The 16,284-nt window shown below is 71.2% G+C and carries 16 protein-coding genes; 8 read left to right on the top strand and 8 right to left on the bottom strand.

Annotation, left to right across the window (positions count from 1 at the left end; all coding sequences use genetic code 11):
* The first annotated feature begins 11 nt into the window (after positions 1–11).
* From cysS to ABZ215_RS06370, 3 genes are all read left to right on the top strand, one after another.
* Complete coding sequence (gene cysS, locus ABZ215_RS06380; protein WP_354948196.1) at positions 12–1,403, top strand: cysteine--tRNA ligase; 1,392 nt, start codon at positions 12–14, stop codon at positions 1,401–1,403.
* Positions 1,404–2,360, top strand: coding sequence for a 23S rRNA (guanosine(2251)-2'-O)-methyltransferase RlmB (gene rlmB / locus ABZ215_RS06375; RefSeq protein ID WP_020417044.1), 957 nt, complete (start codon positions 1,404–1,406; stop codon positions 2,358–2,360).
* A gap of 166 nt (positions 2,361–2,526) precedes the next feature.
* The gene (locus ABZ215_RS06370) at positions 2,527–3,960 is read left to right on the top strand and encodes an MBOAT family protein (RefSeq protein ID WP_354948194.1); all 1,434 of its coding nucleotides are present in this window, start codon (positions 2,527–2,529) and stop codon (positions 3,958–3,960) included.
* Here the strand turns inward: ABZ215_RS06370 and ABZ215_RS06365 are convergent.
* A complete protein-coding gene (locus tag ABZ215_RS06365) occupies positions 3,948–4,403 on the bottom strand; it encodes a hypothetical protein (RefSeq protein WP_354948192.1) in 456 nt (151 codons plus the stop codon). The two genes, ABZ215_RS06370 and ABZ215_RS06365, sit on opposite strands and share 13 nt — an antisense overlap.
* Positions 4,404–4,523: 120 nt before the next feature.
* Here ABZ215_RS06365 and ABZ215_RS06360 point away from each other — a divergent pair, with 120 nt between their 5' ends.
* Positions 4,524–4,829 (top strand): hypothetical protein, encoded by a 306-nt coding sequence (locus ABZ215_RS06360; protein ID WP_354948190.1) that lies wholly within the window; start codon positions 4,524–4,526, stop codon positions 4,827–4,829.
* Here ABZ215_RS06360 and ABZ215_RS06355 read toward each other — a convergent pair.
* The 7 genes from ABZ215_RS06355 to ABZ215_RS06325 are packed head-to-tail and all read right to left on the bottom strand — an operon-like array spanning position 4,826 to position 11,333.
* On the bottom strand, positions 4,826–5,329 hold the full coding sequence (locus ABZ215_RS06355; RefSeq protein ID WP_020417048.1) for a GNAT family N-acetyltransferase: 504 nt from the start codon (positions 5,327–5,329) through the stop codon (positions 4,826–4,828). The two genes, ABZ215_RS06360 and ABZ215_RS06355, sit on opposite strands and share 4 nt — an antisense overlap.
* 25 nt (positions 5,330–5,354) lie before the next feature.
* Positions 5,355–6,005 (bottom strand): class II aldolase/adducin family protein, encoded by a 651-nt coding sequence (locus ABZ215_RS06350; protein ID WP_354948340.1) that lies wholly within the window; start codon positions 6,003–6,005, stop codon positions 5,355–5,357.
* Entirely contained in the window at positions 6,002–7,450 is a 1,449-nt protein-coding gene (locus ABZ215_RS06345) for an FGGY-family carbohydrate kinase (protein ID WP_354948188.1), read from the bottom strand. Before ABZ215_RS06345 ends, ABZ215_RS06350 begins: the two co-directional genes overlap by 4 nt.
* Positions 7,447–8,478, bottom strand: coding sequence for a 2-hydroxyacid dehydrogenase (locus ABZ215_RS06340; RefSeq protein WP_020417051.1), 1,032 nt, complete (start codon positions 8,476–8,478; stop codon positions 7,447–7,449). Before ABZ215_RS06340 ends, ABZ215_RS06345 begins: the two co-directional genes overlap by 4 nt.
* A gap of 28 nt (positions 8,479–8,506) precedes the next feature.
* Complete coding sequence (locus tag ABZ215_RS06335; RefSeq protein WP_017985389.1) at positions 8,507–8,971, bottom strand: ribose-5-phosphate isomerase; 465 nt, start codon at positions 8,969–8,971, stop codon at positions 8,507–8,509.
* Complete coding sequence (locus ABZ215_RS06330; RefSeq protein WP_354948186.1) at positions 8,971–10,659, bottom strand: dihydroxyacetone kinase family protein; 1,689 nt, start codon at positions 10,657–10,659, stop codon at positions 8,971–8,973. The genes ABZ215_RS06335 and ABZ215_RS06330 overlap by 1 nt, the downstream gene beginning before the upstream one ends.
* Positions 10,656–11,333, bottom strand: a complete 678-nt coding sequence (locus tag ABZ215_RS06325) for an HAD family phosphatase (RefSeq protein WP_354948184.1) — start codon at positions 11,331–11,333, stop codon at positions 10,656–10,658. The genes ABZ215_RS06330 and ABZ215_RS06325 overlap by 4 nt, the downstream gene beginning before the upstream one ends.
* Positions 11,334–11,401: 68 nt before the next feature.
* Here ABZ215_RS06325 and ABZ215_RS06320 point away from each other — a divergent pair, with 68 nt between their 5' ends.
* The 4 genes from ABZ215_RS06320 to ABZ215_RS06305 all read left to right on the top strand — a co-directional run bounded on the left by ABZ215_RS06320 (position 11,402) and on the right by ABZ215_RS06305 (position 15,610).
* The gene (locus ABZ215_RS06320; protein WP_354948182.1) at positions 11,402–12,007 is read left to right on the top strand and encodes a histidine phosphatase family protein; all 606 of its coding nucleotides are present in this window, start codon (positions 11,402–11,404) and stop codon (positions 12,005–12,007) included.
* 9 nt (positions 12,008–12,016) lie between these two features.
* Positions 12,017–12,805 (top strand): DeoR/GlpR family DNA-binding transcription regulator, encoded by a 789-nt coding sequence (locus ABZ215_RS06315; RefSeq protein ID WP_020417055.1) that lies wholly within the window; start codon positions 12,017–12,019, stop codon positions 12,803–12,805.
* A 73-nt stretch (positions 12,806–12,878) separates the two neighbouring features.
* Positions 12,879–14,210 (top strand): MFS transporter, encoded by a 1,332-nt coding sequence (locus ABZ215_RS06310; RefSeq protein ID WP_027935724.1) that lies wholly within the window; start codon positions 12,879–12,881, stop codon positions 14,208–14,210.
* Complete coding sequence (locus ABZ215_RS06305; protein WP_354948180.1) at positions 14,207–15,610, top strand: FGGY-family carbohydrate kinase; 1,404 nt, start codon at positions 14,207–14,209, stop codon at positions 15,608–15,610. The genes ABZ215_RS06310 and ABZ215_RS06305 overlap by 4 nt, the downstream gene beginning before the upstream one ends.
* The last annotated feature ends 674 nt before the right edge of the window (positions 15,611–16,284 follow it).

The raw sequence follows: 16,284 nt of genomic DNA, 5'->3' as shown, positions 1-16,284 counted from the left end.
ACCATTTCAGGGTGGCCCTTCATCTGTACGACACCGCGAGCAGGAACGTGCGGGAGTTCCACCCCGCCCGTAGCGGAACGGCGTCCATGTACGTGTGTGGGGCCACCGTGCAGGGCATTCCGCACATCGGGCACGTCCGCGGCGCCCTGAACTACGACGTCCTGCGCCGCTGGCTGATCCACAGTGGACTGGACGTGTTGTTCGTGCGGAACGTCACGGACATCGACGACAAGATCCTCACCAAGGCCGCCGACGCCGGGCGGCCGTGGTGGGAGTGGGCGGCGACGCACGAACGGGCGTTCGAGGAGGCCTACACGGTCCTCGGCTGCCTGCCGCCGTCCATCGCGCCGCGCGCCACCGGGCACGTCACGCAGATGGTGGAGCTGATGCAGCGCCTCATCGACGCCGGGCACGCCTACGCGGCAGGCGGCGACGTGTACTTCGCCGTGTCCACGTTCCCCGAGTACGGCGCCCTGTCCCGGCAGAAGCTGGACGAGGTGCAGCAGGGCGAGACCCTGGCCGAGGGCAAGCGCGACCCGCGGGACTTCACGCTGTGGAAGAGCGCCAAGCCGGGCGAGCCGTCGTGGCCGACCCCGTGGGGCGACGGGCGGCCGGGCTGGCACCTGGAGTGCTCCGCGATGGCGACCACCTACCTGGGCGCCGAGTTCGACATCCACGGCGGCGGCGTCGACCTGGTGTTCCCGCACCACGAGAACGAGCGCGCCCAGTCGCAGGCGGCGGGTGACCCGTTCGCGCGGTTCTGGCTGCACAACGCGTGGGTGACGCTGTCCGGCGAGAAAATGTCGAAGTCGCTGGGCAACGTCGTGTCGATCGAGGCGATGCTGCGGAACTACCGGGCCGCCGAGCTGCGGTACTACTTGGTGCAGCCGCACTACCGGTCGACCATCGAGTACTCCGACGGCGCGTTGTCCGAGGCGGCCCAGGGCTACCGGCGGATCGAGGGCTTCCTGCGCCGGGCGGCGCAGCGGACGGGCACGGTCGAGCCGGGTGAGCTGGCGCCCGAGTTCGTCGCCGCGATGGACGACGACCTGTCCACGCCGGCGGCGGTCGCGGCCGTGCACAACCTGGTCCGCGAGGGTAACGCGGCACTGGACTCCGGCGATGACGCCAAGGCGCGCGCGGCCGCGGGCTCGGTGCGCGCGATGATGGGTGTGCTCGGGCTGGACCCGCTGGCACCGGAATGGGCGGAGAGCTCGGCGGCGGAGACGCCGGCGAGGGCCGCACTGGCCGAGTTGGTCGAGGCGATGCTCGTGGAGCGCCAGGAGGCGCGCGCCACGCGTGACTTCGCCAGGGCCGACGCCGTGCGCGACCGCCTGCTCAAGGCGGGGATCGCGGTCGAAGATACTCCCGATGGTCCGGTGTGGACCGTGAAAGAAGCTTAAATGGCAGGCAATTCCAAGCGCCGGGGTGCGGTTCGCAAAGAGGGCACCAAGAAGGGCGCCGTCGTCGGCTCCGGCGGTCAGCGCCGCCGCGGGCTGGAGGGCAAGGGCCCGACGCCGCGCGCGGAGATGCGCCCTGGGCACCCGAAGCAGAAGCGCGCCGCGGCGGCTGCCGCGCGCGCCGAGAAGTCCCGCGACCGCCGCGAAGGGCCGGAGATCATCGCGGGCCGCAACCCGGTGGTCGAGGCCCTGCGCGCGGGCGTGCCGGGCACCACGCTGTTCGTGGCGCTGAACATCGACGCCGACGACCGGGTCACCGAAGCGGTGCGGCTGGCGGCGGACAAGGGCATCTCGATCCTGGAGATCCCGCGCGAGGAGCTGGACCGCAAGACCAACCGCGCGGTGCACCAGGGGCTCGGGCTGCAGGTGCCGCCGTTCGAGTACAGCCACCCGGACGACCTGCTGGCGATCGCGAAGAACTCGGGTGAGCCGCCGCTGCTGGTGGCGCTCGACGGCGTGACCGACCCGCGGAACCTGGGCGCGGTGGTGCGTTCGGCGGCGGCGTTCGGGGCGCACGGGGTGCTGCTGCCGCAGCGTCGCAGCGCGGGCGTCACGGCCGTGGCGTGGCGGACGAGCGCCGGCACCGCGGCGAAGATGCCGATCGCGATCGCGACCAACCTGACCCGGCAGCTGAAGCTGTGGGCGGAGGAGGGCCTGATGATCGCGGGCCTGGACGCGGACGGCTCGGTCGGGATCGACGACCTGTCGCTGGCGACGGATCCGCTGGTGGTCGTGGTGGGCTCCGAGGGGCGTGGCCTGTCCCGCCTGGTGCGCGAGACCTGCGACGAGACGGTGTCGATCCCGATGGCCGCCGGGGTGGAGTCGCTGAACGCGTCCGTCGCGGCGGCGGTGCTGCTGGCGGAGGTCGCGCGGCGGCGTCGGGTGGCGGGCCGCATCTGATCGTGGCTGTTCGAGCGGCGCCGGTCTCCGGCGCCGCTTCTTTTTGTGGCGGGCAGCGGGGAACTTCACACACCCGCTGCTGAAGCGGTGAGTTTCACTCCTTCGGGCCAACCGGGTCGGCTAAGGTCAGTGCGCTGATCCGCTTGCACAGGGGGACCCCAGGTCGATGTCGTTCGCTTCACCGCTGTTCCTCTGGTACTTCCTCCCGGCGACGTTGCTCGCCGTGCTGGTGCTGCCGAGGAGCTGGCGGAACGGCATCATCGCGGTCGCCAGCCTGATCTTCTACGCCAGTGGCGCGGGCGCGTTCACCCTGCTGCTCCTGGCGTGCATGGTGGTCAACTTCGCGGCAGGCACCGCGCTGGAACCGAACCCGTGGGAGCCGCGGTCGAGCCGGAAGCGGTCGCTGCTGATCGCGGTCATCTGCTTCGACGTCGGCATCCTGGTGGTCTGGAAGTACGCCGGGTTCGCCACACAGCAGATCGACTACTTCACCCAGCTCTTCGGCGGCTCGTTCCCGGTGGCGCACCTGGCGTTGCCGATCGGCATTTCGTTCTTCACGTTCCACCACATCTCGTACGTGGTCGACATCTACCGGGGTGAGCGGCGGGCGCTGCGGAACCCGGTGTCGTTCGTGACCTACATCGCGATGTTCCCGCAGCTGGTGGCGGGGCCGATCGTGCGGTACCGGGAGATCGCGGACCAGTTGCCGCAGCACCGGTCGCACCCGTTGGACGACATCGCCGCGGGCTTCCCGCGGTTCGCGCTGGGCCTGTGCAAGAAGGCGATCATCGCGGACTCGCTGAGCCCGATGGTGGAGGCGTGCTTCGCGGCGCCCGGCGACGAGATGACGTTCGCGATCGCGTGGCTCGGCGCGGTCGGGTACACGCTGCAGCTGTACTTCGACTTCTCCGGCTACTCGGACATGGCGATCGGGCTGGGCCGGATGCTCGGGTTCCGGCTGCCGGAGAACTTCGCGCGGCCGTACTCGTCGGTGACGGTGACCGAGTTCTGGCGGCGCTGGCACATGTCGCTGAGCCGCTGGTTCCGCGACTACGTGTACATCCCGCTCGGCGGCAACCGGGCGGGCGCGGCGAAGACGTACCGGAACCTGTGCATCGTGTTCGTGCTGACCGGCTTCTGGCACGGCGCGAACTGGACGTTCCTGGTGTGGGGTTGTTACCACGGGCTGCTGCTGATCATCGAGCGGCGGTTCGGCTGGGACCGCACGCCGGCAGCGGTGGCCGCACGGGTGGGCCGCCGGGTGCTGACGCTGGTGCTCGTGGTGTTCGGCTGGGTGTTCTTCAAGTCGGCCGACATCGGGCACGCGTTCACCATGATCGGGCACATGCTGGTCCCCGATTTCGACGGCCTGACGGACGTCGTCGAGGCGGCGCTGACCAACCAGCGGGTGGTCATCCTGATCGCCGCGCTGGCGATCTTCGCGCTGCCTGCCAACCCGGTCACCGGGCCGCTACTGGAGTCCGCCCGAACCCGCGGCGCCGTCGGCTTGCGGATCGGCGTGATGACGGCAGGCGCGTTGTACGCCGCGATCCTGGTCGCCAACGGGACTTTCAGCCCGTTCCTGTACTACCAGTTCTGAGTGGCGGCGTGCTCCAGGGCGTTCCGGTACTCGTCCGCGCTGAACCGGAAAGGGCCGACGCCCGGGTAGCTTTCGAGCTCCTGGTCTTGTGAGTCCTGCCAGCGGAAGTCGCGCCAGATGATGCGGTCGTCCTGCCGGATGATCATCGCGGTGATGGCTCCGCAGCCGAGATCGCCGCACTCCGGGCAGCAGTAGAGCACCTGCCGCCCGTCCGGAAGGCTGGACGGGCCGCGGAGCAGCAGACGGTCCACCTCTCCGCTCAGGGCACGCGGCGGAAGATCAGTGGCGAGCGCCGAAACCACGTCCTCCCCGTCGAAGAGCGACAGCAGGGGCCGGTCATCGATCACGAAGTCCAGGAACTCCCGTCGCCTGCGCCTTGCACCGGCCCCCAGCACGGCGCCGCCGCGGACGGCGGGTTTCAGTCCGAAGAAGTTCTGGAACATCGGCCGGCTCCTTGTCTGGCTCTGACGCTGCCCGCGACTTAACCGGTGGCTGTTTCGCCTGCTCGACGCTACGTTTCCCAGTATCACCGGGGTGAGGGGGATGCCGTGCCGGAGCGGATCATGTTCGTTCAGCTGAAGACCGGCTTCGACACCGATCGTGGTCCGTCGTGGATCGGGTGGGTGCGGTTTTCCCGGACGTGGCAGACGGCCTACTTCCACGGCCGGACGCTGCGCCGCTGGACCGGGCTGCCGAGCGCGAACTTCGTCGACGTCGAGACGGACGAGTTGTTCTGGCTCTCCGGCCCGAAACGCGACCGGACGGACACCCGCTACGGCCCCGACCTTCCGGAGGTCGAAGAGGACGCCCGCGAAGCCTACGAGGCCTTCCTCCGCGGTGAGCCGCTGCCGGGGCGGGAGGACGGTTAGCGTTGTCCGCGGGCGGTGCGGAAGGTGCGGAAGCCTCGGCGATGGTAGTTCGGCAGGGCGTGCGGGTGGTCGAGGTCCGAGGTGTGCAGCCACACGCGGCGGACGTCCGGTGTGAGTTGCCACGCCTGCTCGACCGCCAGGGTCAGCGCGTAGCCGCCGATGCCCTTGCCCACGTACTCCGGGACCAGGCCGAAAGTGGTGATCTCCACTTCGCCGTCGCCGTGGGACTGGTAGTCCGCCAGGCCGGCGACCTCGCCCAGGTGGCGGATCAGCACGCAGTAGCGCCCCTCGCGGGACAGGTACCACTCCCAGTCGTCGTCGGACCAGCGGGAGCTCGGCCAGTTGTACGGCTTGCCGATCCGCACCGTCGTCGGGCGCACCAGCGGGGAGTCGGCGGGGACGGGCTCCACCGCGACCCCCGGCACGGGCGGCGCCGGGCGCAGGTCGGCCGGGCTGGTCATCTCGAGATGGGTGACGATCTCCTCCACCCCGCCCAGCATGCCGACCGCTCCCGGCTCGCGCGACCTATTTCTGGCCGTACCCCCGCAGTTTCTCCACCACGTGGGCGATCTCCTCGGCCGGCAGCAGCCGTGGGTTGCCCGCCGAACGGGCGAGCAGCCACACCTGGCAGAGCCACTCCAGCTGCTCGGCCCGGCTGTACGCCGCCGCAAGACCATCGCCGTACGTGATGGTTCCGTGGTTGCCCAGCAGGCAGCCCCGGCGGCCCTCCAGCGCGGCGAGCATCGACTCGGCCAGCTCCTCCGTGCCGTACGTCGCGTAGCGGGCCACCCGCGCGGACGGGCCGATCGTGGCCAGCATGTAGTGCACCGCGGGCACTTCGTCGACCAAGGTGGACACCGCGGTCGCGTGCACGGAGTGCGTGTGCACGATGCCGGCGATCGGCGCGCCGTCCGGGTCGGCCGCCTTCGTGTACACCGACAGGTGCATCGGCATCTCGCTGGTGGGCCGCAGTTTGCCCTCCACAATGGACCCGTCGAGCGCCACCACCGGGATGTCCTCCGGCGTCAGGACGCCGTAGTCCACGCCGGTCGGCGTCACGGCGATCAGCTCGCCCGAGCGGGCGGAGATGTTGCCGGAGGTGCCCACCACGAGCCCATCGGCGGTCAACCGCCGCGCGTACTCGCACACCGCTCGCCGTTCGTCGGCCAGGATCACAGTCGCCACAACCCCCGCGCGGCGGTCAGCGACGCCTGGTAGTCCGCGTAACCGCTCTGGTAGAACTCGACATTTTCCGGCACCGGCGACACGGTCCGCGAGCTGCTCGCCCACAGCTCCGCGTCGAACGGCTGGTTCAGCGCCTCGGCCGCGACCAGGACGGCACCCCGCGCCCCGACACCCGGATCGCTCGGAATCACGATAGGGCGGCCGAGCACGTCGGCGAAGATCTGCGTCCACTCGGCGGAGCGAACCCCGCCGCCGCACGCGTACAGCCGACCGGACAACCCGGCCGCGTCGAAGCAGTGCCGGGCCGCGTAGGCGATCGACTCGCACAGCGCACGCACCACGTCCGCCCGCCCGTGCTCCAGGCTCAGCCCGGCGAACTGCGCCCGCGCGGACGCGTCGACGAACGGCGCGCGCTCGCCGGACGCGGACAGGAACGGCAGCGCCCGCACCCCGGCGGCCCCGGGCGGGCTCTGCGCGAGCAACGTCCCGATCTCGGTGACCTCGATGCCCAGCAGACGGCAGATCCAGTCGATGCTCGCGGTGCCGACCATCGCCGGCATCGCGTGCAGGTACTCGCCGGGGGTCGGCGTGGACAGGAACATCCCGGCCGGCTCGCCCTCGCCGTCGAACTCGGCGTTGTCGGTGAGCACCTGGCAGGCCAGCGTGGTGCCCGCGGTGAGGATGCCGTCGCCCGGCGCGCGAACGCCGGCGCCGATGGCGCTGGCAGGCAGGTCGAACGGGCCGGCGGTGACCGGCAGCCCCTCGGGCAGCCCGAGGAGTTCGGCGCCGCGGCGGTTCAGGCTGAACACGGCCTTCGGCGGCGCCGGTTCGGCCAGCAGGTTGCGCCGGTGGGACAGTCCTACGGCGGCGATCGCGCCCTCGTCGTAGCGCCGGGTCTTCGGGTCGAGGAACGGCAGGGACGCGTCGGACACGTCGACCGTGATCTCACCGGTCAGCCGCTGCACCACGGCGTCGACGCAGTACCCGGCCACCGCGGCCCGGTCCAGCACCTCGGGTTCGTGGGTGTCCAGGTAGGACAGGATCGCGGCCGCGCAGCCGGGGAACATGCCCGATCCCGTGCGCCGGAACACCTCCCGCGACACACCGTCGGCCTGCCACTTGGCGAGCAGCGCGTTGGCCCGGCCGTCGAGCCAGGAAATGGCCGGCCGCACCGCGTTGCCGTCCTCGTCGCGGAGCCACACACCGTCGCCCTGACCGGTCAGCGCCAGCGCGGTGACCGGGGCGTCCAGCTTCGCCGCGACCTCGCGCACGACGGTCGCGACCGTGCCGACGACCTGGTCGAGGTCCTGCTCGACCCGGCCGCCGGGCAGGTGGTGCACCTCCGACGGCGTGCAGGCCTGGTGCAGCGACACCCCGGCCTCGTCGAACACGACGGCCTTCGTCAGTGAAGTACCGATGTCGACGCCGATGATCATCGCAGCACTTCCGGGTTCGCGACGTTCGCCAGCTGCTCCCCACGGGCGTACCGGCCCACCTCGGCGGCGACGATCCGCGCGGCGCGCTCGGCGGTCTGGCGGCTGGCACCCGCCAGGTGCGGCGTCGCGATCACGTTCGGCGCGTCCCGCAGGGCCCAGTCGGCGGGCGGCGGCTCGACGTCGTAGACGTCCAGCGCGAGCGCGCCCAGCCGCCCGGACTTCAGCAGGTCCGGCAGCGGCGCGTAGTCCAGCAGGCCACCGCGGGCGGAGTTGACCAGCACCGCGCCCTCGGGCAGCAGGGCAAGGCGCTCGGCGTTGATCAGGTGGCGCGTCTCGTCGGTCAGGCGAGCGTGCAGGCTGACCACCGCGCTGCGGCGGAGCAGGTCGTCCAGTTCGACCAGCTCGGCCCCGTCCGCCGCGATCTGCTCCGGCTTCGCGTACGGGTCGGCGACCAGGACCTTCGACCCGAACGCGACGAGCACCTTGGCCACCCGAGAGCCGATCGCGCCGTAGCCGACCAGGCCGACCGTGGTGCCCTCCAGCTCGAGCCCGGCGTTCGGGTAGGCGTAGTAGTCACCGCGCCAAGTGCCGCCGAGCAGCTCGGCCGACGACGTCGAGATGCGGCGCATGGCGGCCAGAATCATGCCGATCGCGAACTCGGCGGCGGCGGTCGCGTTGCGGCCCGGCGCATAGGTGACTGCCACGCCGGCCTCGGTGGCGGCGGCGAGGTCGACGTTCACCGGCCCGCCCCGGCACACCGACACGAGCTTCAGCTCGGGCGCGGCGGCGAAGACCTTCTTGGTGAACGGCGCCATCTGGGTGACCGCGACCTCGGCCCCGGCCAGCGCCTCGATGACCTGCTCCTCGGTGCCGCTCGCCTCGTGCACCCCGCCGACCGGGCCGAACGGCTCGACCGGCCAGGGCAGCGACAGCTCGGTGAACTCGGGCTCGGTGGCCAGCTCGGCCCGGACCGCGTCGGCAAGCAGGTTGTTGCCGACGAACTCGTCTCCCGCGCAGAGAACGCGCACTTCTGGCTCCTCCTTGAACCGCCGGGCCTCAGCCGGCCGCGTGGACCTGTTCGTATTCGGTGATGTGAGCGACCTTGGCCGCGCTCGGCGAACCCGGGTCGAACGTGTACCCCAGCCACTCGGTGACGATCTTCTTCGCCAGCTCGGCCCCGATGACCCTGGCGCCGAAGGTGATGATCTGGCAGTTGTTCGACTTCACCGACCGCTCGGCCGAGTATGAATCGTGCGCGACCGTCGCACGCACCCCCGGCACCTTGTTCGCCGAGATCGCCACACCGATGCCGGTGCCGCAGACCAGGACGCCGCGGTCGGCCTCGCCGTTGGCGATCTTCTCCGCCGCCGCCAGGCCGAAGATCGGGTACGCGCGGTCGTCGTCCGGGCTGTCCACGCCCAGGTCGATCACCTCGGTGACCCGCTCGTCCTTCGCCAGCAGGTCTCGCACCTCGTTCTTCAGCAGCACGCCTGCGTTGTCCGCGGCCACCACGACCCGCATCAGTTCCCCTCCTTGCCCAGAGCTTCCCCGATCGCCGTGACGATCAGGGCGAACGAGGTCGCGCCGGGATCGGCGTGCCCCTTGCTGCGCTGCGCCAGCCGGGCCGCGCGTCCCTTGGCGGGCACCAGGTTCGCGGTCTCCTCGGCGGCGAGCGCGGCCGCCTGCGCGGCCTCGCGCCACGCGTCCGGCAGCGCGGCGCCGGCCTCGGCCTGCTTGCGCAGCGACTGCCGGAACGGCTCGATCGCGTCGAGCATGGTCTTCTCGCCCAGCTCGGCCTTGCCCAGCTCGGTGAACGCGCGCACCGCGCCGTCGACCGCGTCCGCGACCACCGCGGTGGTGATCTCGTCGACCCGCAGTCCGGCGCCGGTCTCGGCCAGTAGCACGCCGTACAGGGCGCCGGACGCGCCACCGGCGGCGTCGGCGAGCGCGGTGCCGGCGGCCAGCAGCGTGTCGGCCACCGAGGACCCGGCGGCCCCGCGGGCGGCCGAAACCGCGGCCCGCATGCCGCGGGTCATGCCGAGGCCGTGGTCACCGTCGGCGGCGACCGCGTCCAGGCGGCCCAGCTCGGACTCGTTGTCCTCGATGCGGCGCATGGCCGCGGTCAGCAGGCGGTCGACGACCTCGACGCCCTCACCCTCCGGCCGGGCCAGCTGCTTGTCCACAGTGGACGAGAGCTCGACCGGCTCCAGGACCGCCCCGCCGCTGCGGTAGCCCGGGGTGTCACAGGGCGCGCCGTACAGCTCGGCCAGCTCGTCGTCCAGCACCAGCACCGACAGCGAGACCCCGGCCATGTCCAGCGAGGTGACGAACTCGCCGACCTCCGTGTGCACCGGGGTCAGCCCGGCGCCGGTCAGCCGCTCGTGGATCCGGGTGTAGGTCACGAACATCTCTTCGTACTTGGTCCGGCCGAGGCCGTTGACCAGCACCGCGACCCGGCCGTCGCCCCGCGGCAGCTCGGGCAGCAGGCCGTCGACCAGCTCGTCGGCCAGCTCCGCCGCGCCGAGGCGGCCGACGGTCCGCACCCCCGGCTCGCCGTGGATGCCGAGGCCCAGCTCCATCTCGGACTCGCCGACGGTGAACAGCGGCTGGTCGGCGCCCGGCAGCGTGCAGCCGCCGAAGGCGACGCCGAAGGTGCGGGTGTGCGCGTTGGCCTTGACCGCCGCCGCGTGCACCGCGTCGAGGTCGTCACCCCGCTCGGCCGCGGCGCCTGCGACCTTGAAGACGATGAAGTCGCCGGCCACCCCGCGGCGCTTCTCCGGCGCGTCGGCCGGCCCGCTCGCGATGTCGTCGGTGACCAGGATGGTGCGGCTCTCGATGCCCTCCGCGGCCAGGCGGCGCGCGGCGAGGCCGAAGTGCAGGACGTCACCGGCGTAGTTGCCGTAGGCGAAGAGCACCCCCGCGCCACCCTCGGCGGCGCGGGCCGTGCGGTAGACCTGCTCGGCGCTCGGGCTGGTGAACACGTCGCCGACCACCGCCGCGTCGGCGAGGCCGGGCCCGACCAGCCCGGCGAAGGCCGGGTAGTGGCCGCAGCCGCCGCCGATGACCACGGCGACCTTGCCCCGCCGCGGCACGTTCCGGCCGAGCACGCCGTACGCGCCGGGCACCTTGCGCACCTCGCGGCCGTACGCGGTGACGAAGCCGTCCAGCCAGTCGCGCTTGAACGTCGCGGCCGTTCCCAGCGTGGTCATGAGCGCACCAGCTCCCCGGCGAGGTAGGCGAGCAGCAGCTTCCGGACGTCGTGGTTGGACTCCGCGACCTGCGCGGCCAGCTCCAGCGCGTCCGGCTTCGGCGGGTAGGTCGGGTTGGGCAGGGCGATGACGGTCAGCCCCGCGGCCGCGGCGGCCCGGATGCCGTTGCTGGAGTCCTCGACCCCCAGGCACTCCTCGCCGCGGAAGCCGAGCCGGGACGCGGCCTCGGCGTAGACGTCCGGGCTGGGCTTGCCGCGCGGCACCTCGGCGCTGGACACGGTGGCCGAGAACTCCCCCGTCAGCCCGTGGGTCTCCAGCACCGCGTCGATCACCCGGCGCGCGGCCGAGGACGCGAGCGCGACCGGGACGCGGGCCGCGACGTCGCGCACCATCGCGTCGGCGCCGTCCAGCAGCGGGGCCTCACCGTTGGCGATCGACCGGATCATCCCGTCGACCACGGCCTTCTCGACCTGCTCGGGGGTCTCCGCGGTGCCACTGCGCTCCGCCAGGTACGCGGCCCACTCGGGCGCGCTCATGCCCTGGACGGTGGCGGTGTCGGCGGCAGTCCACTCGACACCGTGGGCCGCCGCGTAGGCGACCCAGTTCTCCTCCCAGAGGTGTTCACTCTCGATTAGGACACCGTCGAGGTCGAACACCACCGCGGCGAAACCCATGCAACAACCCCTTTCACGCCGTTGGTGTTAAATTAACACCGCCGCCGAGATTTGTCACGGGAGGTCCGATGGGAACGCGGTTGCTGCTGGTCCGCCACGGCGAGACCGAATGGCACGCGGAGAACCGCTACGCCGGCACCAGCGAGGTGGGCCTCACCGAGCGGGGCCGCAGGCAGGCCGAGGGGCTGGCGGCGTACCTGGCCGGCGCCGGCGAGCCGGTCACCGCGCTCTACCGGTCGCCGCAGGGGCGGGCGCGGGTCACCGCAGAGCCGTCCGCGCGGGCGCTCGGCCTCGAGCCCGTCGTGCTCGACGAGCTGCGCGAGGTGCACTTCGGGATCGCCGAGGGCAAGGTGCTGTCCGAGCTGGATCCGCAGGTCGTGGCCGCGTTCCGGGCGGATCCGGTGGCCGGCGCGTTCCCCGGGGCCGAGCCGACGGCCGACGCCGCGCGCCGGGGAGCGACGGCGCTGCGCACCATCGCGAAGCACGAGGACGGCGGGCGGGTGCTGGTCGTCGCGCACAACACGCTGATCCGGCTCACGCTGTGCGAGCTGCTCGGCATCCCGGTCCGCGACTACCGCCGCGTGTTCCCGCGCCTGGAGAACGCGGCCATCACCGAGATCGGGATCGACGGCGACGCGACGAGCCTGCGGCGCTTCAACCTGCCCACGTCCTAGCCTTGTCCCGTGGAAGACAAGTCCAGCGGGAGCGCGCGCTCCCGTAACATCCGGCAGCAGCGCATCACCGACTACGTCGTGAAGAAGGGCCAGGCCTCCGCAGCGGAGCTGGCCGAGCTGACCGGCGTGAGCGTGATGACGGTGCACCGCGACCTGGACGAACTGGCCCGGCGCGGCCTGCTGCGCAAGTACCGCGGCGGGGTCTCGGCGCAGCCGTCGACGGTGTTCGAGAGCAACACCGAGTACCGGCTCAACGCACACGTCGAGGCGAAGGCCGCGATCGCCGAGAAGGCGTTGTCGCTGGTCGAGCCCGGGATGTCGATCCTGCTGGACGACTCGACCACCGCGCTCGCCCTGGCCAAGCTGCTGCACCAGGTCACGCCGCTCACCGTGGCGACGAACTACCTGCGGATCATCGAGGTGCTCAAGCAGGTCGACGACGTGCGCCTGATCGGGCTCGGCGGCGACTACTCCGCGACCCACGACTCGTTCCTCGGCATGCCCTGCCTGGAGGCCGTCGAGCGGCTCACCGTGGACCTCACGTTCGTGTCGACCTCGGCGATGAACGCGGAGATGACGTTCCACCAGGAACCCGAGATCGTCATGGTCAAGCGGGCGATGCTGGCCAGCGCGGAGATCCGGGTGCTGCTCATGGACTCCAGCAAGATGCCGCGCACCGCGCTGCACCGCCTGGCCGAGATCGAGGACTTCCACCACCTCGTGGTCGACTCAGCCGTGTCCGCCTACCTGCTCGACCAGTACGAGGACCAGACGAACGTGCTCGTCGCCGAGGTCTGATCGCATCACACCCTTGCGTGTTAATTTCACGTGCTCCATGATAACTTGGGTTCCGCACACTCATGGAGGCGTGATGACGCAGACGGCAACATCGAGGTTGTCCCAGCCGGACAGGGGGTTCGGGGGGCTTCTCGCCAGGTGGGGGCTACCGGCCCCGTTGTTCCTCGGGTACGTCGGCTTGTTGCTGTTCATGGTCGGCGACGGCGTGGAGTCCGGGTTCATCGCCCCGTTCATGGCCGACCACGGCGCCGGGGACGAAATTCACGCGTCCTATGTGATCACCGCGTACGGCGTGGCCGTGATGCTCGCGTCCTGGCTGTCCGGCGCGTTGTCGGAGCTGTGGGGGCCACGCCGCGTCATGTGGATCGGCCTGGCGATCTGGCTCGTGTTCGACGTGCTGTTCCTCGCCGTGGCGGTGCCCAGCGAGAACTACCCGCTGATGCTGATCACCTACGGCATCCGCGGCTTCGGGTACCCGATGTTCGCGTTCGGGTTCCTGGTGTGGATCACCGCGGTGGCGCCCGTCGCGCGGCTCGGCGCCGCGGTCGGCTGGTTCTACTTCGCGTTCACCGGCGGCCTGCCCACGCTCGGCTCGCTGGTCGCGAGCTTCACCAACCCGGTGCTCGGCCACTACGGCACGCTGTGGCTGTCGGTCGGCATCCTGGCCGCGGGCGGTCTGCTGTGCGTGCTCGGGGTGCGGGAGCGGACCGGGTTCACGCGGCTCGCGCCGGAGGGCGTCCAGCCGGTGCAGAGCCTGGTGTCCAGCGTGTCGATCGCGTGGAAGAACCCGCGCGTGGGCGTCGGGATGATCGTGCGGATCATCAACACCGCGCCGGAGTTCGGCATGCTGGTGTTCTTCCCGACGATCTTCGCCGACCAGATCGGGTTCGGCGAGGGCCGGTGGCTGCTGCTGGTGTCGGTCATCTACGGCACGAACATCTTCTTCAACCTGATCTTCGGCGTGGCTTCGGACAAGATCGGCTGGCAGCGGACGATCTTCTGGTTCGGCGCGATCGGCTGCGCCATCTCGATCCTGCTGCTGTACTTCGTGCCGACCTCGCTGGGCGCCGACTACTACTGGGTGGCTCTGCTCGTGGGTGCGCTCTACGGGGCGACGCTGGCCGGATTCGTGCCGATCTCGGCGCTGCTGCCCTCGCTCGCGCCGGAGAACAAGGGCGGCGCGATGGCGCTGCTGAACCTGGGCGCCGGTGCCGCGGCGTTCGTCGGGCCTGCGATCGTGTCGCTGTTCCTCGGCCCGGCCGGCGCGGCAGGCGTGGTGATCATCTTCGCGGCGCTGTACATCGTGGCGGCGGTGCTCACCCGGTTCCTGAAGCTGCCGGAGGCGACGCGGAAGGCCATCGACGAGGACGTCAGCTTGCAGGACGTGACGGCGGTCCGCCCGTGACGGTTGTCGGTGTCGACGTCGCGACCGCGGGGGTGCGTGCCTTCGCGGTCGGCGGCGACGGCTCGGTGCGGGCGACGGCTGCCGAGCCGTTGCCCGCCCCGGCCCGGGACGAGTCCGGCCGCAGCGAGCAGGACGCGCGGGCGTGGTGGCCCGCGGTCGAGTCGGTGCTGCGGCGGGTGACCGCGGAGGTGGCCGAGCCGGTGCGCGCGGTCGCGGTGTCGGCCACCTCGGGCACGGTCGTCGCGGTCGACGGCCGGGGTGAGCCGCTCGGTCCGGCGCTGATGTACGACGACCGGCGCGGCGCGGACGACAACGCGAAGGCGGCGGAGGTGGGCGCGCAGCGGTGGCACGAGCTGGGGATGAGCGTGTCACCGACGGCGGCGCTGGGCCGGATCAACTGGCTGCGACGCGCCTACCCGGATGCCGCCGGTGTCCGGCACACGCCGGACCTGATCGGTGAGAAGCTCCTCGGCCGTCCGGTGGCGACCGACTCCTCGCATGCCCTGAAGAGCGGGTACGACCCGTTGCGCGAGGAGTGGGCGGCCGAGGTGTTCGACTTCGGGGTGGACTGGCTCCCCGAGGTCGTGCGGCCGACGACCGTGCTGGGCGAGTTGCCCCGCCCGGTCGCCGGCCTGCCTCAGGGGTGCCTGGTGGTGGCCGGCATGACCGACGGTTGCGCCGGCCAGCTGGCGACGGGCGCCGTGACGCCGGGTTGTTTCGCGGGGATCCTCGGCACGACCTACGTGTTGAAGGGCGTGACCGAACACCTGGTGCGAGACCCGTCCGGCGCGATGTACAGCCACCGCCACCCGGACGGCTGGTGGCTGCCCGGCGGAGCGTCGAACACCGGCGGCGAGGCGGTGGCCGGTGTGCCCAACCTGGCCGCACTGGACGAGGCAGCAGCCCGGCGCGGCCCGGCGCAGGTCGTGGCCTACCCCTTGAAGCGGCCGGGAGAGCGCTTCCCGTTCGTGACGCCCGACGCGCGGGGCTTCGTACTGGGCGAGCCGCAGGACGAGGTGGAGCTGCACCGGGCTCGTCTGGAAGGCGTCGCCTTCGTGGAGAGGCTGGCGTTGGAGCGGTTGCGGGAGCTGGGAGTGCCCGTGACGGGCCCGCTGGTGGCCGCCGGCGGGGGCAGCAAGAGTCCGTTGTGGACCCGCATCCGAGCGACGGTAAGTGGGATGGAACTGCGTGTGTCGCCCCAAGCCGAAACCGGCTACGGCGCGGCGATGCTGGCTGCCGCGGCGGTATTGCCGGGGGGACTGACCGAGGCGGCGGAAATGATCGGCGAAGAAGCATCGGTGATCGAGCCGGACGCGGCGGAGCGAGAGCCGATGGAAGAGAACTACCGGCGGTTCAAAGAGGAATTGCAGAACCGGGGCTGGCTCCAGCGGCAGAATTGAGGACGGCTGGCTCTGGCGAGTGGGAACACTGAGGCGGCTCTGACAGGAAATCCGGAAACGGCTGATAGGCAAGACCGGAAACCGGGCCGGCTCCGACAGGGAAACCGAAAGCCGGGCTGCTCAAGCCCGAGCGTGCTGGTCTGGCGGGCAAGCCTGAGGCCGGGGCTGGTCTGGCGGACAAGCCGCACACCGGGCCTAGTCTGGCAAGCAAGCCGAAGGCCGGGCCTGGTTTGGCAGGCAAGCCGCACACCGGGCCTAGTCTGGCAAGCAAGCCGAAGGCCGGGCCTGGTTTGGCAGGCAAGCCGCACACCAGGCCTAGTCTGGCAAGCAAGCCGAAGGCCGGGCCTGGTTTGGCAGGCAAGCCGCACACCAGGCCTGGCCTGGCAGGCAAGCCGCACACCAGGCCTGGCCTGGCAGGCAAGCCGCACACCAGGCCTGGCCTGGCAGGCAAGCCGCACACCAGGCCTGGTCTGGCAGGCAAGCCGGAGATCGGATCTGGTTTTACAAGCAAGCCGGCAACGCAACGGCACCGACCACCCCAACCAGACCTCCCCCGCCCCCGATCCACAGCCGATCTTTAGAGCGTGTCTTACGTGGTGATCGACCGCTGGTGAGCGATGATCTTGGCTGTGGTTGATCGGTTGTCGCTGCGGTTGGTGCCGGATGAACTATGG

Source organism: Amycolatopsis sp. NPDC006131, assembly GCF_040614175.1.
Taxonomy (GTDB): Bacteria; Actinomycetota; Actinomycetes; order Mycobacteriales; family Pseudonocardiaceae; genus Amycolatopsis_E; species Amycolatopsis_E tucumanensis.
This window is presented reverse-complemented; position numbering and strand designations above follow the sequence as displayed.